Consider the following 25,892-nt stretch of genomic DNA (forward strand, 5'->3'; position numbering starts at 1 on the left):
GTTTTCCTCTTCAGATGACGGCAACCGGACGCACTTCGGCGGCCAGCAAACGCTTGATTTCCGGGACGCAGGAACCGCATTGCGTGCCGCACCCCAACTTGTTTTTCAAACCCTGTAGATCAAGACCTTCACGAATACCGGCGCAAACCGCGCTGTGGCCGACGTTCTTGCAGTTGCACAGGGTTTTGTCCGCCACAACCTGCGCACCTGCATTGCCCGGCGGCGCACTCATCGGTGCCAGCAGCCAGCGCCGCAGTTGTTCGTCGGCACGACCCTCCAGCCACAGGCCTTGCAACCAGTGTTGGGCAAGGGTTTCACCGGCCAGACGGATCGCGGTGATTCGTCCGTTTTCAATCCGTACCCGTTTGCCGATGGCGCGGCGAGGATCGTCATAAGCCAGCACCGGCCCGTCGATCAGGGCCAGGCACTGGTCGATTTCACGCAGCAATTGCGGCTCCGGCGCCACGGCGCTGGCTGCGCGTATCAGCAGCGCAGGCCGTTCACGTCCGACAAGGCTGAAACTTGCGTAGGAAAACGCCTCACAGAGCGGTCGAAGCGCCTCGAAATGCCGTTGAACATCGCCCTCGATCAGTGCGAACAGTTGCCATGGCAAATCCACCGGTTCTAGCCGCACACCGCTGTGCTTGAGTTCCGGCTGTTTCGACAAAGGATCGAAGGCGGGCAGGGTCAGGCTGTTCACGCCGCCCTTGAGGAAACGATCGCCCCAGTGCATCGGCAGGAACGCCTGGCCCGGACGCACGCTGTCATCGCTGGCGACCGCCACGATCACTGCGCCTCGACGACTTTTCAGATTCACCAGATCCCCCGGCTGCAAGCGGTGACGCCGCAACTCGTCAGGATGCAGACTCAACACTGCTTCGCTGACATGACCGAATAACTGCGCCGCCGTGCCGGTGCGGCTCATACCGTGCCATTGATCACGCAGGCGACCGGTGATCAGGGTCAGGGGAAAACGCGCGTCGCGTTGTTCTTTGGCGGCGCGATAGGGATCGGCAACGAACTGCGCGCGCCCGTTCGGTGTAGGAAAGATTCCGTCGCCATACAGCCGGGCTGTACCTTGGCGGGCACCAGCGGGAAAGGGCCATTGTTGTGGCCCCAGTTCATCAATCAACCCATGGCTGATCCCGGACAAATCCAGATCGCGGCCACGGGTCAGTTGTTTGTACTCGTCAAACAGCTGCGCCGGTTGTTCGAACGCAAACAGCCCCGGCTGCTGCGGGCGCAGACGCTTCTCCAGGCGTTGTGCGAAATCTACGGTGATCGCCCAGTCCGGTCGTGCTTCACCCGGTGCGGCAATGGCCTGGCGGACGTGGGAAATCCGCCGTTCGGAGTTGGTTACCGAGCCTTCCTTCTCGCCCCAACTGGCCGCCGGCAGCAGCAGATCGGCAAACGCTGCGGTTTCGGTGGTGCGAAACGCTTCCTGCAACACCACGAACGGACAGGCTTCCAGCGCGGCGCGGACGGCGTTCTGGTCCGGCATCGATTGTGCGGGGTTGGTGCAGGCAATCCACAACGCCTTGATCTTGCCGTTGCGCACCTGTTCAAACAGTTCGATGGCGCTGAGACCGGTATTTTCCGGCAGTTTATCCACACCCCAATACGCCGCCACTTCAGCGCGGTGCTCTGGATTGGCGACTTCACGGTGACCGGGCAACAGATTGGAAAGGCTGCCGGTTTCGCGCCCGCCCATGGCATTCGGCTGACCGGTCAGGGAGAAAGGTCCTGCACCCGGCCGGCCGATTTGCCCGGTGGCCAGGTGCAGATTGATCAGCGCGCTGTTCTTCGCGCTGCCGGCGGTTGACTGGTTCAGGCCCATGCACCACAGCGACAGAAAACTCGGCGCGGTGCCGATCCATTCGGCGCATTGCTGCAACTGCTCGACGCTGATCCCGCACAGCTGCGAAACCATCGCCGGGGTGTAATCGCGCACCAGGCTTTTCAGCTCGGCGAGGCCTTCGGTGTGGGCCTTGATGAAGTCGCGGTCGATCCAGTCTTCCCACAACAGCAGATGCAAAATCCCATGGAACAAAGCGACATCGGTGCCCGGCAGTATCGCCAGGTGCAGGTCCGCCAGATCGCAGGTGTCGGTGCGCCGTGGATCGATAACGACGACTTTCATCTGCGGGCGGTGAGATTTGGCTTCTTCGAGACGGCGAAAAAGTACCGGATGTGCGTAGGCCATGTTACTGCCGACGATCACCACGCAATCGCTCAACTCCAGGTCTTCGTAGTTGCACGGTGGTGCGTCGGCGCCGAGGCTGCGTTTGTAACCCACCACCGCCGAAGACATGCACAGCCGCGAATTGCTGTCGATGTTATTGGTGCCGACCAGCGCCCGCGCCAGTTTGTTGAAGGCGTAGTAATCCTCGGTCAGCAACTGCCCGGAGATATAGAACGCCACGCTATCCGGGCCGTGTTCGGCGATGGTATCGGCGAACACGTTGGTGGCGTGATCCAGCGCGGTGCTCCAGTCGCAGCGACTGCGCGCCAGGCCTTTGCCCAGGCGCAATTCCGGGTACAACGCCCGGGCCGCCAGGTCGCCGGTCAGGTGCAGGGTCGAGCCTTTGCTGCACAGTTTGCCGAAGTTGGCCGGATGCGCCGGATCGCCACTGACGCCGAGAATGCGCTCGCCGTCATGCTCGATCAGCACGCCGCAGCCGACCCCGCAATAACAGCAGGTCGAGGCGGTCGTCTGGCGGTTCATCAGACGGCGTCCCGCAGGGCCAGTTGCACGCGGCCGTTCTCGACCCGGGCCGGGTGATGGTGCGCGCAACCGACGTCCGGTGCCTGCGCTTCGCCGGATTGCAGGTCGATCTGCCAGTTGTGCAACGGGCAGGCGACACGTTTGCCGTAGATCAGGCCTTGGGACAATGGGCCACCCTTGTGCGGGCAGCGGTCATCGAGTGCGAAAACCTCGTCGTCGCTTGTGCGAAAGATCGCGATGTCACCTTTGGGCCCGGCGATGATCCGCGAACCGAGGGCGTTGATCTCTTCCAGGGCACAGATATCGAGCCAGTTCATGCCGGCACCTCCAGGTTTTTCACGGGGATCACGTCGAATTCTTTTTTCAGTTGCGGCTGGGCGAGGCGCTCTTTCCAAGGGTCCTGTTCGAACGACAGGGAGAATTGCAGGCGCTCGTTCAGGGCCTTGCGGCGTTCGGGATCTTCCAGCACGGCTTTCTTGATGTGCTCCATGCCGACCCGTTGCAGGTAGTGCACGGTGCGTTCGAGGTAGAAGGCTTCTTCGCGGTACAGCTGCAGGAACGCGCCGTTGTATTCGCGCACTTCCTCGGCGGTCTTGAGCTTGACGAAGAACTCGGCGACTTCGGTCTTGATCCCGCCGTTGCCACCGATGTACATCTCCCAGCCGGAATCGACGCCGATGATTCCTACGTCCTTGATCCCCGCTTCCGAGCAGTTGCGTGGGCATCCGGAGACCGCCAGCTTCACTTTGTGCGGCGACCACATGTTGAACAGGTCATGTTCGAGGTCGATGCCCAACTGGGTCGAATTCTGCGTGCCGAAGCGGCAGAACTCGCTGCCGACGCAGGTTTTCACGGTGCGGATCGATTTGCCGTAGGCGTGGCCGGATGGCATGTCGAGGTCTTTCCACACACCGGGCAGGTCCTGTTTCTTGATCCCCAGCAAGTCGATGCGCTGGCCGCCGGTGACCTTGACCATCGGCACCTGATATTTGTCCGCCACGTCGGCGATCCGCCGCAGTTCCGACGGGTTGGTCACGCCGCCCCACATCCGTGGCACCACCGAATAGGTGCCGTCCTTCTGAATGTTGGCGTGGGCCCGTTCGTTGATCAGGCGCGACTGCGGATCGTCCTTGGCCTCGCCGGGCCAAGTGGAAATCAGGTAGTAGTTTAGGGCCGGGCGGCAGGTAGCGCAGCCGTTCGGGGTGCGCCAGTTGAGGTAGCTCATGGTGCCGGCGATGGTCAGCAGATGCTGTTCGCGAATCGCCTGGCGGATCTGGCCATGGTTGAGGTCGCTGCAACCGCAGATGGCTTTTTCGCTTTTCGGTTTGACGTCGGCTGCACCGCCAACGGTGTTGATCAGGATCTGCTCGACCAGTCCGGCGCAGGAGCCGCAGGAGCTGGCGGCCTTGGTGTGTTTCTTCACTTCGTCGACGCTGAACAGGCCGTGTTCCTGAATCGCCTTGACGATGGTGCCCTTGCACACGCCGTTGCAGCCGCAGACTTCGGCGTTGTCGGCCATGCTCATGGCTTTGTCCTGGCCTTGATGTCCTACATCGCCCAAGGCGTTTTCGCCAAACATCAAGTGATCGCGGATCTCGCCGATGGCGTGATTCTCACGAATCTGCCGGAAATACCAACCGCCATCTGCCGTATCGCCGTACAGACAAGCGCCGACCAGCACGTCATCCTTGATCACCAGTTTTTTGTACACCCCGCCGATCGGGTCGGAGAGGGTGATGGTCTCGGTGCCTTCGCCGCCCATGAAGTCGCCGGCGGAAAACAGGTCGATGCCGGTGACTTTCAATTTGGTCGACGTCACCGAGCCCTGATAGCGGGCGAAACCCAGTTGAGCCAGGTGATTGGCACAGACCTTGGCCTGTTCGAACAGCGGCGCGACAAGGCCGTAGGCGATGCCACGGTGGCTCGCGCACTCGCCGATGGCATAGATGCGCGGGTCGTAGGTTTGCAGGGTGTCGTTGACCAGAATCCCGCGATTGCACGGGATGCCGGCCTTTTCCGCGAGTTCGGTATTGGGGCGGATGCCGGCGGCCATGACCACCAGATCGGCAGGGATGATGTCGCCGTTCTTGAATTGCACCGAGCCGACGCGACCGTTGCCGGCGTCGTGCAGGGCGTGGGTCTGTTCGCACAGGCGAAAGTGCAGGCCACGGGACTCGAGGGCGGTTTGCAGGAGCTGGCCGCTGGTCTTGTCCAGTTGCCGCTCCAGCAGCCATTCACCGAGGTGCACCACGGTGACGTGCATGCCGCGCAGCATCAGGCCGTTGGCCGCTTCGAGGCCGAGCAGGCCGCCGCCGATCACCACGGCGTGCTTGTGGGTTTTTGCGGTGTCGATCATCGCCTGGGTGTCGGCGATGTCGCGGTAGCCGATCACACCCTGCAAGGTGTTGCCGGGGATCGGCAGGATGAACGGGGTCGAGCCGGTGGCGATCAGCAGGCGATCGTATTCAGCTTCGGTACCGTCTTCGGCGATCACCCGACGCTTGACCCGGTCGATCTCCACCACTTTGCGGTTGAGCAGCAGTTTGATGTTGTTTTCCAGGTACCAGTCGAGGTCGTTGAGCACGATTTCTTCGAAGGTCTGTTCGCCGGCCAGTACCGGCGACAACAGGATGCGGTTGTAGTTGGTGTGCGGTTCGGCGCCGAAGACCGTGATGTCGTACAGCTCGTTGCTCAGCTTGAGCAGTTCTTCCAGGGTGCGGACCCCGGCCATGCCATTGCCGATCATCACCAGTTTGAGTTTTTTCATCAGGTTCTCCGGGAGCATCGGGCTTGCCTCTTGTGGGCAGTCAGGCCTTGCTCGACAAAAATGGCGCAAACAAAAAAGGCGTCCCGCCAGTTACCTAGCGAGGACGCCTTTGTCCTTGTCCCGTTCTCTCGGGAAGCCTGGCCTTCGTCGTTGAAGGTCGGGCTTTATGTCAGTTGAAAACGTTAATGCAGTGGTTGTGCCAAGTCGCGGCGGGCCGCGAATTCACTGGGGTAAAGCTGGAATTGGCCGATGTTCGTTGTGGTTTTTGCACTGAATGGAAGCGGCACGCCCGTTAATGGAGCGCCGCATCAGCCATGAAACAGCAGAAACAGCAGGACCAGATTGCCCAGCAGTGCCAGTAACGCCAGTGTCCGCCAGACCTTCAGCGGCTCACGTTCCAGCAAGGGGCGAGGGCGCACACTCAGGCTGCGGCGCTCACCTTGCTCCAGAATCAGCAACCATTCCTCGGCGGTTTCATAGCGTTGCAAAGGATCGGTCGCCACACCGCGCTCCAGACACTGCGCCAGCCACTCCGGCAGATCCGGGCGATAGCGACCGGCACTCACCGGCACCCCGAAACGCGGGCGCTGGAAGGCTTCGATCTCGCCGTAGGGAAAATGCCCGGTGAGCAAAAAATACAAAGTCACGCCCACCGCATACAGATCCTGTTGTGCGCTGGGTGCTTCACCCTGAAAGGCTTCCGGCGCGATGTAGCTCGGGGTCCCTGGCAAGGTTGACGGTGCGTCCTGCGACAGACCGGGGCAATACGCCAGACCGAAATCCAGCAGACGCAACTCGCCGTCGTCCCCCAGGTGCAAATTTTCCGGTTTGATGTCGCGGTGCAGGATCTGCCGTCGATGCAACAGGCCGACAGCCCGCAGCAGGCGTTCGGCCAGATCCTGCCACTGAGCCAGTGGCAGCGGGCCGCTTTGCTCGAACAACTGAGCCAGGGTCGTCCCCGAGTATTCACGCATCACGTAGTACAAATGCTGACGCTGGCCGGCGCTATGGACTTCAGGGAAGTGCCGCCCGGCGACGCGTTTGAGAAACCATTCCTCCGCCAGCAAGGCCTGACCGGCCTGGGCATCGTCTGCCAGTTGTGCAGGCAAAGTCTTCAACAGCCAGGTCTGGCCCTGACCATCGAGCACGCGATACAGCAATGATTGCTGGCTCTGACCGACGATCCCTTGCACCTGCCAGCCTTCGAATGCCTGACCCGGTTTCAACGGCGGGGGCAGCGGCCACTGCTGCAAATGAATCAGTGCATCGCCAAGGCTGGCCTCGCCGACAGCATCCACTCGCACCAACAGCGCGCTGGCGTTGTCCTGGCTGCCGGCCAGATGCGCGGCGTTGACCAGCGTTTGCGCGGCACTGTGCAGATCCGGCTGATCGCGCAGAATTCCGGCGATGGTGGTATCGCCGAGCGCCGCCCACACGCCATCACTGAGCAGCACGAAACATTCGCCGTCACGCAGTTCGCCATCAAGAAAGTCCAGCACCAGATGCTGATCCAGCCCCAATGCCCGCTTGAGCACATGCTGCATGCCCGGTTGGTCCCAGACGTGATCCTCGCTGATCCGCTGCAAGTTCTCGGCATGCCAGCGATAGACCCGGCAATCACCGACATGCGCCAAGGTAAACCGCCGGCCGCGCAGGACCAGCGCACTGACCGTGGTGAGCAGCGGCTGACCGCCACCGTTGGCCTGCAACCAGCGGTTTTGCGCGAGCAACAGACGATCGAGGGCCTGGGCCACGCTCCAGGTTTCCGGGGTGGCGTAGTAGTCCAGTGCCAGCGCCTGCAAGGTCGAACGCGCGGCCAGCCCGCCATCGGCACACTGGCTGACGCCGTCGGCGATGGCGAACAGAAACCCCTTGCTGGCAGCCAGCGCCGGGGCCGGGGTCACCAGGCGCAAAGCGTCCTGGTTTTCCGCGCGGGGGCCGGTGGCGCTGGCTTCGGCGAAGCTCAGTTGCAGAGCCATTCGGGCCTCAGACCCGGGCAGCGGTCACGGCCGCCGAACCCCAGGTGGTTCTCCAGCGACGTTTGACCCCGTGCAGACCGAACCACGCCAACACGCCAAGGCTGGCGAACAGCCAAAGCGCCAGTTGATAGCTGCCGGTGCTCTGTTTGATCGCGCCCATGCCGGCCGCCAGGGCAAAACCGCCGATGCCGCCGGCCATCCCAATCAGGCCAGTCATCACACCGATCTCGCGACGGAAACGTTGCGGCACCAGTTGGAACACCGCGCCATTACCCGCGCCGAGACCGAGCATGGTGCAGACGAAAAGTGCCAGTGCCGCGTAGGAACTTGGCAGGTTGAAGCCGACCGCTGCGATACAAACTGCGGCCACCGTGTACATCGCCAAAAGCGTGCGAATCCCACCGAAACGATCAGCCAGCGCGCCGCCCAGTGGACGCATCAGGCTGCCGCCGAACACGCAGGCCGCGGTGTAATAACCGGCGGTCACCGGGCTCAGGCCGTATTGATCGTTGAAGTAACCGGGCAGGGCGCTGGCCAGGCCGATGAAGCCGCCGAAGGTCACGCTGTAGAAAAACATGAACCACCAGCTGTCACGGTCGCCCAGGGCCTTGAAGTAGTCGGCCATGGATTTGGCTTTCGGCCGCTCCGGCGCATTTTTCGCCAGCCAGGCGAACAGCACCAGCGTCAGGATCAGCGGAATCAGGGCGAAACCGAATACATTGCTCCAGCCAAACGCCGCCGCGAGTACCGGGGCGATCAGTGCCGCGAACACGGTCCCGGAGTTGCCGGCCCCGGCGATGCCCATCGCCTTGCCCTGATGCTCCGGTGGATACCACTGCGAGGCCAAGGGCAGGGCCACGGCGAACGAGGCGCCGGCCATGCCGAGGAACAGACCGAGCAGCAGGGCCTGTTCGTAACTGTGGATGCCGAGTTTCCAGGCACCGAACAGTGCGCAGATCACGATCACCTGGCCGATCAGCCCGGCGGTCTTCGGCGACAGGCGATCGGCGAGCATGCCCATCGCAAAACGCAGTACCGCGCCGGCCAGAATCGGCGTGGCCACCACGAGACCGCGCTGCTGGGTGGTCAGGTGCAGGTCGGCGGCAATCTGCACCGCCAGCGGGCCGAGCAGGTACCAGACCATGAAGCTCAGGTCGAAATACAGGAAGGCCGCGAACAGGGTCGGGGTGTGGCCGGATTTCCAGAAGCTTTTATTCATCGCGCACCTCAGCTGTAGAGAATCTCGAGAAGGAGTCAGAACCAGCACAGTGGGGCGCCACCACGGCCGCACCACCGGCCCCGGGCTGTGGGGCCAAAACGCAAAAACGCCGCTACCCGGATCGCCGAAAGGGGCGAAGAAGGTGAGCGACGTCTTTGTCGTAGGTGGGGCAACCGCCGTTGGTTACCTGTGGGGATTGCTTAGCGAGATTTGTGCCACATCGATGTGGCTCGTTCCCATGCTCTGCGTGGGAACGCATTCGGTGACGCTCTGCGTCATGCTCTGAAGCGGACGCGGAGCGTCCATGGCTGCATTCCCACGCGGAGCGTGGGAACGATCAAGGCAGGGCAGGGCTTCAGCCAAGCAACTCGCTCATGGCAATGATCTGTTCCGCCACCTGAATCAGTTTCTGCTGGCGGCTCATGGCCTGGCGGCGCATCAGGGTGTAGGCCTCTTCTTCGTTGCAGTCCTTCATTTTCATCAACAAACCCTTGGCCAGTTCGATGCGCTTGCGCTCGGCCAGTTGCTGGTCGCGGGCCTGTAGCTGGGCGCGCAGGGCCTGGTCGCTTTCGAAGCGGGCCATGGCCACGTCGAGAATCGGCTGCAAGCGTTGTGCGTGAATGCCCTCGACGATGTAGGCACTGACCCCGGACTTGATCGCCTGACGCATTACGCCGGGATCGTGCTCGTCGGTGAACATCACGATCGGCCGCGGCTGGTCGCGGCTGACCAGCACCACTTGCTCCATCACATCGCGGCTCGGTGACTCGGTATCGATCAGGATCACGTCCGGACGCACCGTTTCGACGCGCGCCGGCAGGTCGATGGTCAGGCCCGACTCGTCGATCACCTCGAAACCGGCCTCGGTCAGCGCAGCTTTCAGGCGTCCGACTTTTTTTGCGGTGTCGTTGATCAGCAGAATGCGCAGCATGTTCGCGGTCTCCTGTCAGCGGTGGGCGAGAAGGGGCGCGCTGTCGCTCAGCGCGTGGAGCTTGAAGCTCCGGGCATAGGCGGCCGGGTCGCTGCCGTCCCAGATTTTGCCGTCGATCAACTGGCTGCTGCGCATGTCCTTGCCCCAGGCCGCGACGCCCACAGCAGTCGCCGCGTCGCGATAGATCTCCAGTTGCTGCACCTGACGGGCGACGGCGAGGTAATCCGGGTCATCGCGCAGCAAACCCCAACGGCGAAACTGAGTCATGAACCACATGCCATCCGAGAGATACGGCAGGTTCACCGCGCCATCGCCGTGAAAGCGCAGGGCGTGCGGGTCCTGCCAACGGTTGCCGAGGCCATCGTCGTAGTCGCCGAGAAAGCGTGGTTCGATGCAGGAAACCGGGGCGTCGAGGTATTCCGGGGCGCTCAGCAACTGCGCGGTGCTGCGGCGGTTTTCCGGGCTTTCTTCGATGAAACGGCTGGCTTCGAGGATCGCCATCACCAGCGCGCGGGCGGTGTTGGGGTACTGCTCGACGAAGGCGCGAGTGCAGCCGAGGACTTTTTCCGGGTGATCGGGCCAGATGGTCTGGCTGGTGGCCAGCGTGAAACCGAGATCCTGCTGCACGGCGCTGGCCGCCCACGGCTCGCCAACGCAGAGGCCATCGATGCGTCCGGCCTGCAAGTGCGCGACCATTTGCGGCGGCGGCACCACCACGCTGTCGACATCCTGCAACGGATGGATGCCCTGGCTCGCCAGCCAGTAATACAGCCACATGGCATGGGTGCCGGTCGGGAAGGTCTGGGCGAAGGTCAGTTTTGCGCGGGTTTGGTGCACATGGTGGTGCAGCGCTTCAGGACCGGTCACGCCCAGGCCTTGCAAACCGTGGGACAGGTTCAGGCTCTGACCGTTCTGATTCAGGCCCATCAGCACCGCCATGTCGGTCGGCGCGACACCACCGATGCTCAGGTGCACCGCGTAGATCAGACCGTAAAGGCTGTGGGCAGCATCGAGTTCGCCGCTGACCAGATTGTCCCGCAGGTTGGCCCAGGAACTCTGGCGCTTGAGATTCAGGGTCAACCCGTAAGGCTGAGCAAAGCCTTGAGTGGCGGCGACCACCAGCGAGGCGCAGTCGCTCAGGGCCATGAAACCGAGGTTGATCGCGCTTTTTTCCGGGGCATCGCTGCCGTTGACCCAGGCCAGCGGCCCGGCGGAGGTTTGAGTCATGAAAGCCACCCTCAAAAAAAACGTCGTCCCGGGCTTTGCCCGCGCAAAACCGAGAGACGACGCCATTGTCCTTGCCTGCACGCCACCATTGGCCTGCGGGCTGATGTCGAGGAAGGTGCAAGGCATATGCCATGCGCACGGATTTACCCGTGCGCCTCGCGCGGCGGGGCGATGCCCGGCTATAATCGCCGCCTCTTTTCGCCGCCCGAGTCATAGCCGCCCATGTACACCCTGGCCCGTCAGCTGTTGTTCAAACTTTCCCCGGAAACCTCCCACGATCTGTCGCTGGATCTGATCGGCGCGGGCGGGCGTTTGGGCCTCAACGGCTTGCTGTGCAAGGCTCCGGCGTCGCTGCCGGTGAATGTCATGGGCCTGGAGTTCCCGAACCCTGTGGGTCTGGCGGCCGGTCTGGACAAGAACGGCGCGGCCATCGACGGCTTTGCGCAGCTGGGTTTTGGTTTTGTCGAAATCGGCACCGTGACCCCGCGTCCGCAGCCGGGCAACCCGAAACCACGGATTTTCCGCCTGCCGGAAGCCGAGGCGATCATCAACCGCATGGGTTTCAACAACCTCGGTGTGGATAATCTGCTGGCGCGGGTGGCGGCGGCCAAATACAAGGGCGTGCTGGGGATCAACATCGGCAAGAACTTCGACACCCCGGTCGAACGCGCAGTGGATGACTACCTGATCTGCCTGGACAAGGTCTACGCCCACGCCAGTTACGTCACGGTCAACGTCAGCTCGCCGAACACCCCGGGCCTGCGCAGCCTGCAATTCGGCGATTCGCTCAAGCAATTGCTGGCGGACCTGGCCACGCGCCGCGCCGAACTGGCCCTGCGCCACGGCAAACATGTACCGCTGGCGATCAAGATCGCGCCGGACATGACCGACGAAGAAACCGCGCAGGTCGCACAAGCACTGATCGAAACCGGGATGGACGCGGTGATTGCCACCAACACCACCCTCAGCCGCGTGGGCGTCGAAGGCATGGAACACGGTGACGAGGCGGGCGGTCTGTCCGGCGCGCCGGTGCGCGAGAAGAGCACCCACACCGTGAAAGTGCTGGCGTCCGAGCTGGGCGGCAAGCTGCCGATCATCGCGGCGGGCGGCATCACCGAAGGCAAGCATGCGGCCGAGAAGATCGCTGCCGGCGCTAGCCTGGTGCAGATCTACTCCGGCTTCATCTATAAGGGCCCGGCGCTGATTCGCGAGTCCGTGGACGCGATCGCCGCCAAGCGCTGATTGGCGGACATAAAAGGCAGGCATAAAAAAGGGCTCCTCGAAGGAGCCCCTGGGCCGTAGCCCGCCGTCCGGGAAGGACGTGCATGGTGATCAGTGTGTTGCGAAATCAGATTGTCGTGTCGGAATAAGTGCCCTGTGTCAGCCGACGGCGTGAAGTTCGTTGAGTCTGTGGATTCCCGCAGTGCCGGTCATACCGTCCCAGTTGTCGCCGCGTCCTTCTCGCCAGCCGTTGATCCAAGCTTGACGTACCGACGGTAGAGTAAATGGGCAAAGCTCACGGGATTTGCCACCAACGCCATATTGATATCCGCGCAAAAATGCTCTTTCCAACGGATCACGCTTAAGTCTTCTCATAGGGTGTTTCCCTCACTTGTTGACTGTTTTTGTCGCGTCGACCTCAATTGAGGTCTGGCAGAAAAACTCTGCCGTTGGCGGCTCGCTGCCGGCGTGGCGAGCCAAGGCGTTGACGCCGTTGCGACGTCAACCTGTGTCCAGTTCTAACCAATGAGTCACATCGATGGAATGACCGTTTTGTCATAAGGACGTAACGAAAAAGATGCTATGGCCATAAGTAACCGCGTATTTATCCAATGTTTATTGGCCAAACCCCGGTATGATCGGCCCCGCGCTGGATGATGAGGTTAATCCTTTAGTGAGAATGACCCACGTTTGCGCTGGGGTACTATTCGACGAAGGGTTGCTTTGAGTCATTTTGTTGCTTCAACTTTTTTATCTGTCCCGGCATCTAAGCTCTTTTAACCCGAGCAGCGGGGATGGAACGGCACACCTTCGTGCCACGCGGGCGCTCTTGTAGAAAAGCGCCTGATTGAAAACCGGATCGGCAATGCGTTGCCGGTTCATTAGCCAAAGGCTCTGGAAAAACCATGTCCGACCGTTTCGAACTCTTCCTCACTTGCCCCAAAGGCCTTGAAGGCCTGCTCATCGAGGAAGCCGTCGGGCTTGGCCTTGAAGAGGCCCGCGAACACACCTCCGCCGTGCGTGGCATGGCGACCATGGAAACCGCTTATCGCCTGTGCCTCTGGTCGCGTCTGGCCAACCGGGTGCTGCTGGTGCTCAAGCGTTTCCCGATGAAAAACGCCGAAGACCTGTACCACGGCGTACTCGACGTCGACTGGCAGGATCACATGCTGGCCGACGGCACCTTGGCCGTGGAATTCAGCGGCCACGGTTCGGGCATCGACAACACCCACTTCGGCGCCCTGAAGGTCAAGGACGCCATCGTCGACAAACTGCGTACCCCGCAGGGCGACCGCCCAAGCATCGACAAGCTCAACCCGGACCTGCGCATTCACCTGCGTCTGGATCGTGGCGAAGCGATTCTGTCCCTCGACCTCTCCGGCCACAGCCTGCACCAGCGCGGTTACCGCTTGCAGCAGGGCGCTGCGCCGCTGAAGGAAAACCTGGCAGCCGCGATCCTGATCCGTTCCGGCTGGCCGCGCATTGCCGCCGAAGGTGGCGCGCTGGCTGACCCGATGTGCGGTGTCGGCACGTTCCTGGTCGAAGCCGGCATGATCGCCGCCGACATGGCGCCGAACCTGCGTCGCGAGCAGTGGGGCTTCACCGCCTGGCTGGGCCACGTACCGGCGCTGTGGAAAAAACTGCATGAAGAAGCGGTCGAGCGTGCTGCTGCCGGTCTGGCCAAACCGCCGCTGTGGATTCGTGGTTATGAAGCCGACCCACGGCTGATCCAGCCGGGCCGCAACAACGTCGAACGCGCCGGCTTGAGCGAATGGATCAAGATCTATCAGGGTGAAGTCGCGACGTTCGAACCGCGTCCGGACCAGAATCAGAAAGGCCTGGTCATCTGCAACCCGCCGTACGGCGAGCGTCTGGGTGATGAAGCCAGCCTGTTGTACCTCTACCAGAACCTCGGCGAGCGTCTGCGTCAGGCCTGCCTGAACTGGGAAGCGGCGGTGTTCACCGGCGCGCCGGACCTGGGCAAGCGCATGGGGATTCGCAGCCACAAACAGTATTCGTTCTGGAACGGCGCGCTGCCGTGCAAGCTGCTGTTGATCAAGGTCCTGCCGGATCAGTTCGTCACCGGCGAGCGCCGCACCCCGGAACAACGTCAGGCCGAGCGCGAGCAAGCCGCCTACGATCAGACGCCGAACGAGCCGCAAGAGCGCGAGTTCAACAAGAACGGCAACCCGATCAAACCGACGCCGGCCCCGGCGCCAGTGATCGAGCAACCGCGCCTGAGCGAAGGCGGGCAGATGTTTGCCAACCGCCTGCAGAAGAACCTCAAGGCCATGGGCAAGTGGGTCAAGCGCGAAGGCATCGACTGCTACCGCGTCTACGATGCGGACATGCCGGAATACGCCATGGCCATCGACCTGTACCACGACTGGGTGCACGTTCAGGAATACGCCGCGCCGAAGTCGATCGACCCGGAAAAGGCCTCGATCCGCATGTTCGACGCGTTGGCGGCCATCCCGCAGGCGCTGAACATCGACAAGAGCCGCGTGGTGGTCAAGCGCCGCGAGCGTCAGAGCGGCACCAAGCAGTACGAGCGTCAGGCGGCTCAGGGCAAGTTCAATGAAGTGACCGAGGGCGGCGTGAAGTTGCTGGTCAACCTCACCGACTACCTCGACACCGGGCTGTTCCTCGACCACCGGCCGATGCGCATGCGGATCCAGAAAGAGGCCGCCGGCAAGCGCTTCCTCAACCTGTTCTGCTACACCGCGACCGCCAGCGTGCACGCAGCCAAGGGCGGCGCGCGCAGCACCACCAGCGTCGACCTGTCGAAAACCTACCTCGACTGGGCGCGTCGCAACCTGTCGCTCAACGGTTTCTCCGACAAGAACCGCCTGGAGCAGGGCGATGTGATGGCGTGGCTGGAGAATTCCCGCGACGAATACGACCTGATCTTCATCGATCCGCCGACCTTCTCCAACTCCAAGCGCATGGAAGGCATCTTCGACGTGCAGCGTGATCAGGTGCAGTTGATCGACCTGGCGATGGCGCGTCTGGCTCCGGGCGGGGTGTTGTACTTCTCCAACAACTTCCGCAAGTTCCAGCTCGAAGACAACCTGGCCGAGCGTTATGCGGTCGAGGAAATCACCGCCAGCACCATAGACCCGGATTTCGCCCGCAACGGCAAGATCCACCGCGCCTGGAAAATCACGGCTCGTTGACACTCTGCAAAATTGGATCCACAGAGCCTTGATTTTTAAAGGCTCTTGGATCCGTTCAGAGCTAGCCAAATTAGTGGCTAATAGCTATAACTCACACACGGCCGATGGGGTTTTTCCCGCAGATGCTGACGTAGTGAGTGGCTTTTATGTCGTTGCACCCCGTGCGCCCGAAGATATTGGGTTTTATCAGCGAAGAAGTCTCGGCCTGGCTGGTCGCGCTGCTGGTATTGCTCGCCGGCGGGATTCTCACGGGGCTGCTCGCCTGGGGCACCCTCAATCAGTTTCACAGCCAGTTGCGCCAACGCTTTCAGCTACTGGCGAACGAGCGCTACAGCCGCATCGAAGAACGTTTTCAGGATCAGGAGCAACGCCTCGATGGCCTGCGCCGGTTCTTCGCCAACTCCGAATCGGTGTCCCGCGCCGAATTCGACGGCTACACCCAACCTTTATTACTGCGCACCCAGGCCTATTCGTTCGCCCTGCGGGTGAGCGGCGCCGAGCGTGCAGCCTTTGAACAGCGGGCGCGGGATGAAGGCCTGAGCACCTTCAGCGTGCGCGAACTCAACGCGCGCGGCGAGCTGCAACTGGCTTCGGCCCGCGATGAATACGTGGTGGTTTTGTATAGCCAGACCCAGAGCCGGCTTGGCGCGCCGCTGGGTTACGACTTGCTGGCCCAGCCATTGCGCCGCTCGACCCTTGAACGCGCCGACCAGCTACGCGGTCTGGCGGTGTCGCAGCCGATGCATCTGGTCGGTATCGAGCCGGCTTACGCACGCGGCGTATTGTTGGTGGCACCGGTGCTGCGCAAAGGGGAGTCCAGATCATATGGCTATGTGATGGCTGTGATCAGCATGCGTCAACTGCTGGCGGACGGTTTGCCCGATGCGTTCCATGACTATCTCTCGGTGCGCATTCTTGATCTGTCCACCAACGATCAGCATGAAGTGCTGTTCGAATCGACCAATGAGCCGGCGCCGAGCGATCTGTCCGCTACCCGGTTGGTGCGCATGGCCGATCACGACTATCAGGTGGATATTCTGCCCAGCGAAGCGTTCATGCAGGCCAACCATTCGGCGGTGGGCAGCGTGGTCGTGCTGGGCGGGTTGCTCAGTCTGCTGTTGAGCGCGCTGCTTTATGTGCTGGTCAGTCAGCGCCACCGCGCGTTGCGCATGGTCGAGTTGCGCACTCAGGAACTGCATGAGCGCGAACAGGAACTGCGCGGCACCCACGGCCAATTGCGCGGGGTGCTCAACGCGGCGACCCAGGTGGCAATCATCGCCACCGACTTGCGCGGCGTGATCAACACCTTCAACCCCGGCGCCGAGCAGATGCTCGGTTATCTCAGCAGCGAAGTGGTCGGCCACATGACCCTGGAAAACCTGCACTTTCCCCGGGAACTGGTGGCTCGCGCGGCGGAGCTCAGCGCTCGTTATGGCAAAACCATTCCGACCTGTCAGGCGATGTTGGTGGAGGGCGGCGAAGTCGGCGGGCACGAGGCGCGGGAATGGACGCTGGTGCGCAAGGACGGCAGCCACATCCCAGTGAACATGCTGGCCACGCCAGTGCTGGACGAGCAGGGGCTGTGGGTCGGACATCTGGCGATCTGCATCGACATCACCGAGCGCAAACGCGTGCACGAAGCGCTGGCCGCGCGGGACGTGCTGTTGAAGAAACTCAGCGCCCACGTTCCCGGCGGGATCTATCAATTCAAGATGGAGTTCGACGGGCGCTTCAGTGTGATCTACGCCAGCGACGGCATCCGCGAGATCTACGAGCTGGAGCCGGACGTGCTGCTGCTCAACGCCGAAGCCATCTTCACCCGCATCCACCCGCAGGACGTCAGCCGCGTGCGCAAGTCGATCCGTGCCTCGGCAGACAACCTCAGCCCGTGGCGCGAGGAATACCGCGTGCAGCTGCCCGAGCGCGGCCTGCGCTGGGTTCGCGGCGAGGCGACCCCGGAGGAACTGCCGGGCGGCGGCGTGCTGTGGCACGGTTATATCTCCGACATCTCCGACCTGAAGCGGGTTGAAGAAGAGTTGCGCGCGCTGTCGGTGACCGACGCACTGACCGGCATTCACAACCGGCGCTATTTCCAGGAGCGCCTGACCACCGAAATGGCCCGGGTCGAGCGTGGCGGTGGCGAGTTGTCGGTGATCATGCTCGACATCGACCACTTCAAGCGGATCAACGATCAGTACGGTCACGCGGCGGGCGACCGCGTGTTGCAGGCGGTCTGCGAGCGCATCGGCCATCGTCTGCGGCGTACCGACGTGTTCTGCCGGTTGGGCGGCGAAGAGTTCATGGTGCTGTGCCCGGACATCGACGGCGATCACGCGCACATGCTGGCCGAAGAGTTATGGCAAAGCCTGCGCAGTGCGCCAATCGATGTGGTGGGGGTGGTGACGGCCAGTTTCGGGATTGCCAGCTGGCGACCCGGGGAGGGCGCGGACGCGCTGTTGCTGCGGGCGGATTCGGGGGTTTATGCGGCGAAACAGGGCGGACGGGATCGGGTCGAGCGGCAGATGAACTGATCCGGTCTGCCACCTGATCATTCCCACGCTCTGCGTGGGAATGCCTCCGGGGACGCTCCGCGTCCAGTGACGCAGAGCGTCACGGGCTGTATTCCCACGCGGAGCGTGGGAACAATCAGGTTTTTTTTTGGGGGGGGGGGCGGCAGTTTCGGCTGTGATGATTGTTCCCACGCAGAGCGTGGGAACAATCATTTACGGGGATTACAGGACCGAAGCAGTCTGCGGCGTCCGTGGCTGTTTATAAAGATCCAGCAGCACCTGATCCAGCACCGACGACGCGCCGAACGGGGCCTTGTCGTTGAGGATCGCCACCACCGCCCAGGTGTTGCCGTTGACGTCGCGGCTGAAGCCGGCGATTGCCCGCACGGTGTTCAGGGTGCCGGTCTTGACGTGGGCTTCGCCGCGCATCGCGGTGGTCTTCAGGCGTTTGCGCATGGTGCCGTCGGTGCCGGCAATCGGCAGCGAGCTGATGTACTCGGCGGCGTAAGGGCTGTGCCAGGCCGCTTGCAGCATGTTGGCCATTTCACGGGCGCTGACCCGCTCCGAACGCGACAGACCGGAGCCGTTCTCCATCACCAGGTGCGGCGCGGTGATGCCTTTCTTCGCCAGCCACTGACGGACCACGCGTTGCGCGGCCTTGGCGTCATCGCCGTCGGCGTCGTTGCGGAATTTCTGGCCCAGGCTCAGGAACAGCTGCTGAGCCATGGTGTTGTTACTGTATTTGTTGATGTCGCGGATGATTTCCGCCAGATCCGGCGAGAACGCGCGGGCCAGCACTTTGGCGCTGCTCGGGGTCGGGGCCAGACGATCCTTGCCCTGGATGCTGCCGCCCAGTTCTTTCCAGATCGCCCGCACGGCGCCGGCGGTGTAGGTCGCGTGGTCGAGCAGCGACAGGTAAGTCTGCGAGCTGCAGCCTTCGCCCAACTGGCCGGCCACGGTCACGGTCACGCTGCCATCGGCCTGCGGCACCGGGTTGTAGCGCACGCCGCCGGTGCACTGTTTGGAGTTGAGCGCCTTGACGGTGTTTTCGATGTTGATGCTGGCAATCGGCGGTTCGACCGAGATCAACACCCGGCCATTGTCGTTGCGGGCCACGAAACGCAGGGCCTTGAGGTTGACCAGCAGCGAATCCGGCTTGACCAGGAACGGCTTGTTTTCGTCGTTGCCGTCATCGTTGAATTCCGGCAGCTGTGGCTGCACGAAGAAGCTGCGATCCAGTACCAGATCACCGGTGACCTGGGTCACGCCATTGGCGCGCAGGTCGCGCATCAGCAGCCAGAGTTTTTCCATGTTCAGCTTCGGATCGCCGCCACCCTTGAGGTAGAGGTTGCCGTTGAGGATCCCGCCGTTCAGGTCGCCGTCGGTGTAGAACTCGGTTTTCCACTGATGGTTGGGGCCGAGCATTTCCAGCGCCGCGTAAGTGGTGACCAGCTTCATGGTCGAGGCCGGGTTGACCGAAACGTCGGCGTTGTACACGGTCGGCGTGCCCGGGCCGTCCAGCGGCACCATCACCAGCGACAGGGCAGTGGGCTGCAGCTTGCTGGCCTTGAGGGCTTTTTCGACGTTGGGGGTCAGGGCGGTGTTGATGGTGGCAGCGGAGACGGGCAAGGCCAGCGGCAGAAGAAGACCGGCCAGGAGCAGAGGACGCAACGATTTGATCATATGAAATAAAACCCTACAGCCGAGGGGAAAAAAGACGAGGACATGGATGAAAAGGCCCTCAGTGGTCATGAAAGTGTCGGCATTATGCCCCAAGGTGTAACAGCTTGTGCCTTTCGCAAGGGCGCCAATTCGTTATTTTTTTACAGGCGGTCGCACGCACGTCCCAGAGAGTCGGGCAATCGCCGGCTTAAACTGGTAAAGTGCCGGCCGTTATTACTTAAGAGGATTGTTCCAATGGCGACTAACCGTTCCCAGCGTCTGCGCAAAAAACTGTGCGTCGATGAATTTCAAGTTTTGCTAATTAGCAAAAAATAGTGGTTTGGTTGTCAAAAATCCTCTCTCATCTGCGTCCGAATTCCTTCTCCTCTCATGCCGTATCCCCTGACGGCAGTCACCAGCAACCTCTCCCTCGCGCCTCTCTCATTCCTCGCTGACCCCCCTGGCTTGACGCCACGAGATGGCCTTGAGATTTGTGATCGCCCATAAAAAAACCACCTCGAAAGGTGGTCTTTTCACAAGCCAGCAGTTAGTCACTGCAGCTAGGCGCGATCACTTTGCGTTGACCGGCTTCTCTGGGTACCAGGCGTCGAGCAGAGGGCTGACTTCAACCTTGGTCACTTCGCTACGGCCTTTGAGCCATGCTTCGACAGCTGCGCGTTGCTCTTCGGTAACCGAGCCACGTTCTGCTTTGCAAACCAGGCCGAAATCTTCGCCGCCGACATAGTCCAGGCCATTGGCGTCCATGGCTTCGGTCAGGAAGTCATCGAGGAATGCATCGACTGCCTCATCATCCAGGTCTTCCTTAAATTCCAGGTTCAGCTCAAAGCCCAATTCCTGAAACTCGTCCACACAAAGCTTTTTGCGAAGACGACGGGAGCGGTTAGTGGCCATCAAAAAATCCTCTAAGTAATTACGGCGCGCAGTCTACCAGCTAACCCGTTCAAATGCCTGCTTTGTCCGATCAGCCGAGGTTTCAAGGCGGCTTCCAGGCACACCGGCGTAGAGAACCTATGGCTCGGAGGGCAATTACCTCCATAGGCTAGTCAATTCTGGTCACCTTCTTGCCGCGATGATCAACTCCTCATAAGGAAACGCCCCGCAGACCTCTCCGACGTCCCAGGAACGCCGGATGCAACCTCTACATGTAGACGCTGTAGCTGACCTGTGGCTTTTCTGAGCTGTCGATGTACTTCCCCGACCTTGTTGGGGCACTCAAGGGGGATGGAAAGGCGCCCATCGAGCTGGGTGTTGTTCCAGTTCATTTTGGTTAGGCCGAGGATCTCCTTGCAGAGGTTTCTAGCGAGGCGTGAGCCGTAGATGGAAAGGTGGTAGTGGCAAGCAGCGTCTGACCTTACACTGAGCTTCCCTTTGACGCGCTTGGACTGTTCAATGAGTTTTCCATCCGACATCAAGCTGGCCATGCGGCAGTGCATTCTCAATGTGCTTTGGCCAAAGGACGACATCCTCAGTTTTTTTGGCAGCAACAGCTGTACCAAGGCAGATATTAACGCCTTGGGTGATTACAAGACGCTCTCGCGCTCAGCGATCGTTGACGCGATGTTTAGTCACTTGAGCCGGAAGCCAGATGAGGGCCTGGGACAGTTCAGGGCGATGTTACAAACGCTTGTCACGTGGACGCATTTTGACGAGTACTACTTTGATCGGCTGCAAAAGTTGGATCGTACACATGCCCAGAATGCGATCACCCACCTCAAGCAATTGCAGGAAATTCGTGACCATAAACTCCAGGAACTCAGAAAAGAGCGGGAGCGGCGTGAGTCAGAAAATCGAACAGCCAAATCTACCCTGCCAGACCTCCAGAAGCAGTTCATTTCGCTGCTTCAGGGCGAGCAAGCTGGAAGTAAGCGGGGGTATGCTTTGGAGCGAATTCTTCATGAGCTCGCTCGCGTCTCTTCGTTGGAAGTGACCGAGGCATTTCGAGAAAGGGGTGAGCAGATTGACGGCGCCATCAAGTACGACGGAGAGCACTACCTTATCGAGGCGAAGTGGCAAGAAAAGGCGGCTGCAAACGAGTCGGTGTACCAGTTTGCGGGCAAGGTTGAAGGCAAAATGTATGGCCGAGGTCTCTTCATCTCAATCCACGGTTTCAGTGAGCAGGTTGTGAGCTCGCTGATCGCCGGAAAAGCAATCAAGACGGTGTTCATCGACGGGGCCGATCTCATACTCGTATTGGAAGGATTGCTGACGTTCACACAGATGCTGGATTGCAAGATCAAGGCTGCTCAAACACGAGGCTTGATCTACGTTGACGCCATGTCCGGAAGGGCGAAGCTGTAGAGCCCCAGTTCACTGGCCTAAACGGCTCTCGCGGCATGGGCTGTGCCCAATGCGAGTCGTAAACCTATCACCCAAAAAATGGTTCTCTCCGGTGCTGCTCCCTGCATGGGGTAGGGTGCCGTCTGGACGGTGGTAGTGAATTACCAACAAAGTGCCGCGTGAATCTCCAGCCAGTGGCTTTCCATTCCCCCTAGCTCCCTTTAACTAGATTGCTAACGGCATCGCAGGCAAAACTGACCCCGCCAACACTCAGGCCCCAGAAGCGAGGTTACGGCCTGCTTATGATACTCATGAGGGCACCTCCATCAGCATCATTTCGTTCAAGTGATGAGCAATCTTCTCTGCGGGGATGAAATGCAAAAGTCCGTGTTTTTCGTTTGCAAGCGTGACCATGCCAGCGAATTTCCACACGTCGTCGATATCGGCGATTACCACTGAGCCGCTCATGCCATTGAAGTCGCCTGGGCGATCGCCGACGATTTCTATAGTTGAGAGGCCCCGGATTTTTGGCTCGGAGAGTTCTCCCCTGAGCCAGTGCAAGCGCGCCCCCAGGACTTTTTCTTCGTAGTCGTATTCTCGGCCCTCGTCCGGATAGCCGAAGACGTGGAAGAAATCCGCGCGACAGAAATCCTCATCGTCAATACAGCAGGCGGCGTCCAGGCTGGTGAGCCCCGCTACGAACAAATCAGCATGTTGTTCTTTCACCACACGGAGGATGACCAAGTCTGAGTCAAGATCGGGGTCAGCCTCTTCCGGAAAAACCGCGCGTAGGTCAAACAGGATAGAGATCGGGGCGTTACGCAGCAGAATCCGCAAATCGTCATGTGTGGCGAGTTGGTTATTGAGAACGTGCATGGCGGTTATGACGAAGAGTTCACCCTCATACTCCAGCACGAAAGCAGTGCCAACCCCGCCATGGGAGTAGTAGTCGCCGAGGTGTTCGCTGCTGAGGATCACCGGATGAACCTGGCCCAGCATCATGTCTGTAAAAGCATCTTTTGACATGAATTCTTCCGAGTCCTGCATTTTTAACCTCCTCAATATCAGCTTGTGGCTGCGGGTTCCAAGGTCTTGTCTTCGTGGCAGATTGTGGCACCCGACGAAGCACCTGTGGAGCCTCGGGTGCCCTGTCAGTACCAAGCGGACGTCCATCCTCGACCAACGCCTGTGAGTCTACCTGGAGCGCAAAAAACAGCCCTAGGGTGAACCTCTATATCTGTTGATGGCAATATTGATAAAAATATTGGCGAGCCAAGAGCAAACGGATTTGATAGCCTATTGCCACCAAAGTAATCAGCATGGTTCGGGTAGGCTTAATGGACGATCACTCATCCCTCTATTCCTTGGCGCTTCTGGGGGATATTCCGCAAAATCTTCGGATGGCACTTCGCGGTAGGATTTTTCGCTGCGTGGAAGACCTTGGGCTTCAGGTTGGCCGAGATGTGAGCCTGATCGAGGGCAGCATCCTTGATTTCAACCCTGCTATTCCATGAGATTTTGTTTGGGCTTTCAGATAACAAAGTCCTTGTCGCTGCGATCCAGGATCATGCCCAGCGTGCTCATTCAATTCGCTCTTCTTCGTTAGTGATCAGTGAGCAATTGGAGCGTGCTCGCTGTGAGCACTGGTTGATCATTGAGGCGCTGCAGACTGGCGATGTCGATCGCTTGGCCCAGCTTTGTGGTGACCATCTAAAGCCGTCGCGGGATACCTATGTTGCTCATTATCAGCTTCGCGATAGCCAGAAAAATGCATTCTAGTTAAACCTATTTTATTTTTAGGGTTTGCAGTCGGCTAAATCCGAATAAAAAATCAAAGGTGCTGTCGTTCAGCGCAACGCAGGGAGCATAAACATGAAAAGAAAATGCATCATTTGTAGAGAAGACAAGGATCGTTTTACGGATGAGCACGTGATTCCTGACTCACTAGGCGGTTATTATCACATCTACACGGTATGTGGTGTTTGTAACTCTAATCTTGGTGATAAAGTCGACTCTCCCTTGGTTAACCACAAACTCAGCGAGCTTTATCGATTTGCGCAAAGCATCGCTGGGAAAACCGGCAAAATACCCAATCCATTTTCAGGGACTTTTACGCAGGACGACGATCCTAATAAGAAGGGTAGGTTGGATTTGCAGTCTGATGGGAATTTGAAACTGTACTTCCCGCCAGAGGTAAGGATTCTGGAGAAAGACGGGCAGATTACGGCTATTCAAATTGCCGTGGATGAAAAAGACTTAAAAAATCTGGATAATATTGCAGACAAGATCCTTGCGCGAAACGATATCCCGCGAGAATCTGTGGTTCGAGGTGAGAGAACGGTTGAGATTGATACCAGTCGCTACAGTATGAGCTGGCCTGTCGACGTTAATAGTTTCAAAATAGGCCTTTTGAAAATTGCATACGAATTTGCGGTTGATACAATTCCTTCGTACTTTGAAGATCCAGGCGCCGTCGAGATATCTAAGATCTTGAAGGGCGCGAAATATGACGAAGTAGAAAAATATGTAAATATTGGCAATGGCTTGCAGGACGAAGTCATGTTGCCGTACAAGGCTTTTTTGGATTTCTCCAGCAAGAGCCATTATCTGGCCCTCTCCGATGGTGGTGACCTTGGTCTTGTTGGGGTGGTGAAGCTGCATGATCTATTTGCGGTTGGCGTGACGCTATCGAAAAACAAACACTTAGGACAAGGCCTATTCCATATAGGTGTTAACTCCCTTGAAGACAGGACGTTCAAAAAATTCACAAGCTTTGAACTAATGGCTCAGTGTATGGGCCCTTTGGAGTGTCAGTTTCTTTTTGCCTTGCATGATGAACTTGGTAGGTCGGGGCCGATTGAAGATACAAGGTCTCCAGATTTCTCTTACGAAGGTAAGAGTAATCAATGCACACCTATTTATAATGCAAGCGGAATCCATGTTTGTTATCTAAAAGACTTGGTTGTTTCTTCGGCGTGTGATGTCGTGCAAACGGATTCTGGTTTTTTTCAAAAGAGCATATTTAATCCTTTGCAATATTATTATATCAAGGCAATTAGTACTGGTAAGATGTATCGTGTTGTTGGGCATGAGGTTGTCACCAGGATCATCAAGAAGCTTTAAGTGGTTCATGTTTCTTAAGGATAACCTATTTGGAGTGGTGGCTTCATGGGAGCACAGGAAGTTAAGCCGGGCGTTGGGGAGAGGCGAAAAACTTACTCGCGGACTGTTTTGTATGCGGCTGTTGCAGTCACAGTCTGCTCGTTTACTATTTCGCTGGCAAGCTTCAATCGTTACTTTGATGAGGGTTCTGCTAAAGATTCAAGCCAGTCGACATCGAGCGTTTCAGGTCGGCCTGTAATGTTTGCAACCGATGTGGATTTTTTGAGCCTTAAGAAAGAGGTTGAATCAATTCAGGAAAGCCTTCAAGGACTTGACTCTGGTGGAAATAATGAAAAAATATCGGCCAGGGTCAGCATGGTTCAGTCAGGGTTGATGAGTTTAGAAAAGCGGTTAGGGGTACTTGAGGCGGGAATTTCTAAATCTCCAGAGCAACTGTTATCTGTTCCATTGCTTCGTAAGGACTTTGAAACGTTAACCAAGCGTGTCGATGAGAATGCAGCGGCAGTTAAAGCTGAAATTGATCGCTTATGGAGTCTCGTTTTTCTAATTCTCGGTGTTGCTGGGTCGGTAGTAACCATCGCAGGTGGTTGGTTTATTAAAAGCTTCATCCCAAAGGTTCAAGCGCAACCATAGGGGCTTAACTTATAATAAGTTGACTGGTGCAGTGGTTTCATGGTGTTCAAGATTAACCATTCCCAAAGTAGTAGTTGGATGTGGAATTACAGCGTGGGGTGTTCTAGCACCCCACGGTGATTGATCTGCGTTCGTCAGGACACAAGTAGGCGGGCGAAATGCTTGAGGTCGACATTCCCTCCCGAAATAATTACGCCAACGCGCTTGCCTGCCAATTCTTCACACATTCTGAATGCCGCTGCCACGGCTAGACAGCCGGTAGGTTCAACTACCAGATTCATGCGTTCAGCGAGAAAGCGCATTGCCTGGAGCAATTCGTCATCGGTGACCGTACGCATGTCACTGACCAGATCCCTGATGATGGGAAAGGTGAGCTTTCCGAGCGCTTGTGTCTGCGCGCCGTCGGCGATGGTGTCGGGTA

Annotated in this window: 18 protein-coding genes and 1 pseudogene; 7 read left to right on the forward strand and 12 right to left on the reverse strand. The window is 59.3% G+C overall.

Annotated features, from left to right (window positions below; translation table 11 throughout):
- Window positions 1-10: 10 nt before the first annotated feature.
- The 7 genes from ABTV87_RS09120 to ABTV87_RS09150 all read right to left on the reverse strand — a co-directional run bounded on the left by ABTV87_RS09120 (window position 11) and on the right by ABTV87_RS09150 (window position 10,848).
- Window positions 11-2,725 (reverse strand): nitrate reductase, encoded by a 2,715-nt coding sequence (locus tag ABTV87_RS09120; RefSeq protein WP_221532974.1) that lies wholly within the window; start codon window positions 2,723-2,725, stop codon window positions 11-13.
- The gene (gene nirD / locus ABTV87_RS09125) at window positions 2,725-3,042 is read right to left on the reverse strand and encodes a nitrite reductase small subunit NirD (RefSeq protein WP_007951992.1); all 318 of its coding nucleotides are present in this window, start codon (window positions 3,040-3,042) and stop codon (window positions 2,725-2,727) included. Before nirD ends, ABTV87_RS09120 begins: the two co-directional genes overlap by 1 nt.
- Complete coding sequence (gene nirB / locus ABTV87_RS09130) at window positions 3,039-5,492, reverse strand: nitrite reductase large subunit NirB (protein ID WP_039770178.1); 2,454 nt, start codon at window positions 5,490-5,492, stop codon at window positions 3,039-3,041. Before nirB ends, nirD begins: the two co-directional genes overlap by 4 nt.
- 308 nt (window positions 5,493-5,800) lie before the next feature.
- Window positions 5,801-7,471 (reverse strand): bifunctional protein-serine/threonine kinase/phosphatase, encoded by a 1,671-nt coding sequence (locus ABTV87_RS09135; RefSeq protein ID WP_258713129.1) that lies wholly within the window; start codon window positions 7,469-7,471, stop codon window positions 5,801-5,803.
- Window positions 7,472-7,478: 7 nt separating this feature from the next.
- Window positions 7,479-8,690: a nitrate/nitrite transporter gene (locus ABTV87_RS09140; protein ID WP_007952035.1), complete on the reverse strand. Its 1,212-nt coding sequence runs from the start codon at window positions 8,688-8,690 to the stop codon at window positions 7,479-7,481.
- A 355-nt stretch (window positions 8,691-9,045) separates the two neighbouring features.
- On the reverse strand, window positions 9,046-9,621 hold the full coding sequence (locus tag ABTV87_RS09145; protein WP_007916390.1) for an ANTAR domain-containing response regulator: 576 nt from the start codon (window positions 9,619-9,621) through the stop codon (window positions 9,046-9,048).
- A 15-nt stretch (window positions 9,622-9,636) separates the two neighbouring features.
- Window positions 9,637-10,848: a CmpA/NrtA family ABC transporter substrate-binding protein gene (locus tag ABTV87_RS09150; RefSeq protein WP_433899282.1), complete on the reverse strand. Its 1,212-nt coding sequence runs from the start codon at window positions 10,846-10,848 to the stop codon at window positions 9,637-9,639.
- Between the two features lie 222 nt (window positions 10,849-11,070).
- On the opposite strand from ABTV87_RS09150, the gene ABTV87_RS09155 reads away from it, so the two are divergent.
- Window positions 11,071-12,090 carry a quinone-dependent dihydroorotate dehydrogenase gene (locus ABTV87_RS09155; protein ID WP_007952033.1) on the forward strand — a complete coding sequence of 340 codons (1,020 nt, stop codon included), beginning with the start codon at window positions 11,071-11,073 and terminating at the stop codon, window positions 12,088-12,090.
- Window positions 12,091-12,228: 138 nt separating this feature from the next.
- Here ABTV87_RS09155 and rmf read toward each other — a convergent pair whose 3' ends face one another.
- Window positions 12,229-12,444 carry a ribosome modulation factor gene (gene rmf / locus ABTV87_RS09160; RefSeq protein ID WP_003223300.1) on the reverse strand — a complete coding sequence of 72 codons (216 nt, stop codon included), beginning with the start codon at window positions 12,442-12,444 and terminating at the stop codon, window positions 12,229-12,231.
- Between the two features lie 530 nt (window positions 12,445-12,974).
- On the opposite strand from rmf, the gene rlmKL reads away from it, so the two are divergent.
- Both rlmKL and ABTV87_RS09170 read left to right on the forward strand, forming a co-directional pair.
- Complete coding sequence (gene rlmKL / locus ABTV87_RS09165) at window positions 12,975-15,245, forward strand: bifunctional 23S rRNA (guanine(2069)-N(7))-methyltransferase RlmK/23S rRNA (guanine(2445)-N(2))-methyltransferase RlmL (RefSeq protein WP_433899283.1); 2,271 nt, start codon at window positions 12,975-12,977, stop codon at window positions 15,243-15,245.
- A 146-nt stretch (window positions 15,246-15,391) separates the two neighbouring features.
- A complete protein-coding gene (locus tag ABTV87_RS09170; protein ID WP_433899284.1) occupies window positions 15,392-17,776 on the forward strand; it encodes a sensor domain-containing diguanylate cyclase in 2,385 nt (794 codons plus the stop codon).
- A 201-nt stretch (window positions 17,777-17,977) separates the two neighbouring features.
- Here the strand turns inward: ABTV87_RS09170 and dacB are convergent, their stop codons facing one another.
- A complete protein-coding gene (dacB, locus tag ABTV87_RS09175) occupies window positions 17,978-19,438 on the reverse strand; it encodes a D-alanyl-D-alanine carboxypeptidase/D-alanyl-D-alanine endopeptidase (RefSeq protein ID WP_039770010.1) in 1,461 nt (486 codons plus the stop codon).
- Window positions 19,439-19,987: 549 nt separating this feature from the next.
- Window positions 19,988-20,329: a YggL family protein gene (locus ABTV87_RS09180; protein WP_409487823.1), complete on the reverse strand. Its 342-nt coding sequence runs from the start codon at window positions 20,327-20,329 to the stop codon at window positions 19,988-19,990.
- A 498-nt stretch (window positions 20,330-20,827) separates the two neighbouring features.
- Here ABTV87_RS09180 and ABTV87_RS09185 point away from each other — a divergent pair, with 498 nt between their 5' ends.
- Window positions 20,828-21,736 (forward strand): restriction endonuclease, encoded by a 909-nt coding sequence (locus tag ABTV87_RS09185; RefSeq protein WP_409487824.1) that lies wholly within the window; start codon window positions 20,828-20,830, stop codon window positions 21,734-21,736.
- Window positions 21,737-22,024: 288 nt separating this feature from the next.
- Here the strand turns inward: ABTV87_RS09185 and ABTV87_RS09190 are convergent, their stop codons facing one another.
- Window positions 22,025-22,762, reverse strand: a complete 738-nt coding sequence (locus tag ABTV87_RS09190) for a hypothetical protein (RefSeq protein WP_433899285.1) — start codon at window positions 22,760-22,762, stop codon at window positions 22,025-22,027.
- A 441-nt stretch (window positions 22,763-23,203) separates the two neighbouring features.
- On the opposite strand from ABTV87_RS09190, the gene ABTV87_RS09195 reads away from it, so the two are divergent.
- The 3 genes from ABTV87_RS09195 (at window position 23,204) to ABTV87_RS09205 (ending at window position 25,471) form a co-directional block, all read left to right on the forward strand.
- A complete protein-coding gene (locus ABTV87_RS09195) occupies window positions 23,204-23,494 on the forward strand; it encodes an FCD domain-containing protein (RefSeq protein WP_433899286.1) in 291 nt (96 codons plus the stop codon).
- 93 nt (window positions 23,495-23,587) lie between these two features.
- On the forward strand, window positions 23,588-24,838 hold the full coding sequence (locus ABTV87_RS09200; RefSeq protein ID WP_433899287.1) for an HNH endonuclease: 1,251 nt from the start codon (window positions 23,588-23,590) through the stop codon (window positions 24,836-24,838).
- Window positions 24,839-24,883: 45 nt separating this feature from the next.
- Window positions 24,884-25,471, forward strand: a complete 588-nt coding sequence (locus tag ABTV87_RS09205; RefSeq protein WP_433899288.1) for a hypothetical protein — start codon at window positions 24,884-24,886, stop codon at window positions 25,469-25,471.
- A 134-nt stretch (window positions 25,472-25,605) separates the two neighbouring features.
- Here the strand turns inward: ABTV87_RS09205 and ABTV87_RS09210 are convergent.
- Window positions 25,606-25,890 (reverse strand): annotated as a pseudogene (locus tag ABTV87_RS09210) (pyridoxal-phosphate dependent enzyme); the annotation flags it as partial.
- Window positions 25,891-25,892 lie beyond the last annotated feature (2 nt).

Source organism: Pseudomonas sp. PSE1(2024), from assembly GCF_050990555.1.
GTDB lineage: Bacteria > Pseudomonadota > Gammaproteobacteria > Pseudomonadales > Pseudomonadaceae > Aquipseudomonas > Aquipseudomonas aphyarum.

Coding starts and splice junctions, on each gene's coding strand:
- ABTV87_RS09120 (WP_221532974.1), bottom strand. CDS start 2,725: ATGAACCGCCAGACGACCGCCTCGACCTGCTGTTATTGCGGGGTCGGC.
- nirD (WP_007951992.1), bottom strand. CDS start 3,042: ATGAACTGGCTCGATATCTGTGCCCTGGAAGAGATCAACGCCCTCGGT.
- nirB (WP_039770178.1), bottom strand. CDS start 5,492: ATGAAAAAACTCAAACTGGTGATGATCGGCAATGGCATGGCCGGGGTC.
- ABTV87_RS09135 (WP_258713129.1), bottom strand. CDS start 7,471: ATGGCTCTGCAACTGAGCTTCGCCGAAGCCAGCGCCACCGGCCCCCGC.
- ABTV87_RS09140 (WP_007952035.1), bottom strand. CDS start 8,690: ATGAATAAAAGCTTCTGGAAATCCGGCCACACCCCGACCCTGTTCGCG.
- ABTV87_RS09145 (WP_007916390.1), bottom strand. CDS start 9,621: ATGCTGCGCATTCTGCTGATCAACGACACCGCAAAAAAAGTCGGACGC.
- ABTV87_RS09150 (WP_433899282.1), bottom strand. CDS start 10,848: ATGACTCAAACCTCCGCCGGGCCGCTGGCCTGGGTCAACGGCAGCGAT.
- ABTV87_RS09155 (WP_007952033.1), top strand. CDS start 11,071: ATGTACACCCTGGCCCGTCAGCTGTTGTTCAAACTTTCCCCGGAAACC.
- rmf (WP_003223300.1), bottom strand. CDS start 12,444: ATGAGAAGACTTAAGCGTGATCCGTTGGAAAGAGCATTTTTGCGCGGA.
- rlmKL (WP_433899283.1), top strand. CDS start 12,975: ATGTCCGACCGTTTCGAACTCTTCCTCACTTGCCCCAAAGGCCTTGAA.
- ABTV87_RS09170 (WP_433899284.1), top strand. CDS start 15,392: ATGTCGTTGCACCCCGTGCGCCCGAAGATATTGGGTTTTATCAGCGAA.
- dacB (WP_039770010.1), bottom strand. CDS start 19,438: ATGATCAAATCGTTGCGTCCTCTGCTCCTGGCCGGTCTTCTTCTGCCG.
- ABTV87_RS09180 (WP_409487823.1), bottom strand. CDS start 20,329: ATGGCCACTAACCGCTCCCGTCGTCTTCGCAAAAAGCTTTGTGTGGAC.
- ABTV87_RS09185 (WP_409487824.1), top strand. CDS start 20,828: ATGAGTTTTCCATCCGACATCAAGCTGGCCATGCGGCAGTGCATTCTC.
- ABTV87_RS09190 (WP_433899285.1), bottom strand. CDS start 22,762: ATGCAGGACTCGGAAGAATTCATGTCAAAAGATGCTTTTACAGACATG.
- ABTV87_RS09200 (WP_433899287.1), top strand. CDS start 23,588: ATGAAAAGAAAATGCATCATTTGTAGAGAAGACAAGGATCGTTTTACG.
- ABTV87_RS09205 (WP_433899288.1), top strand. CDS start 24,884: ATGGGAGCACAGGAAGTTAAGCCGGGCGTTGGGGAGAGGCGAAAAACT.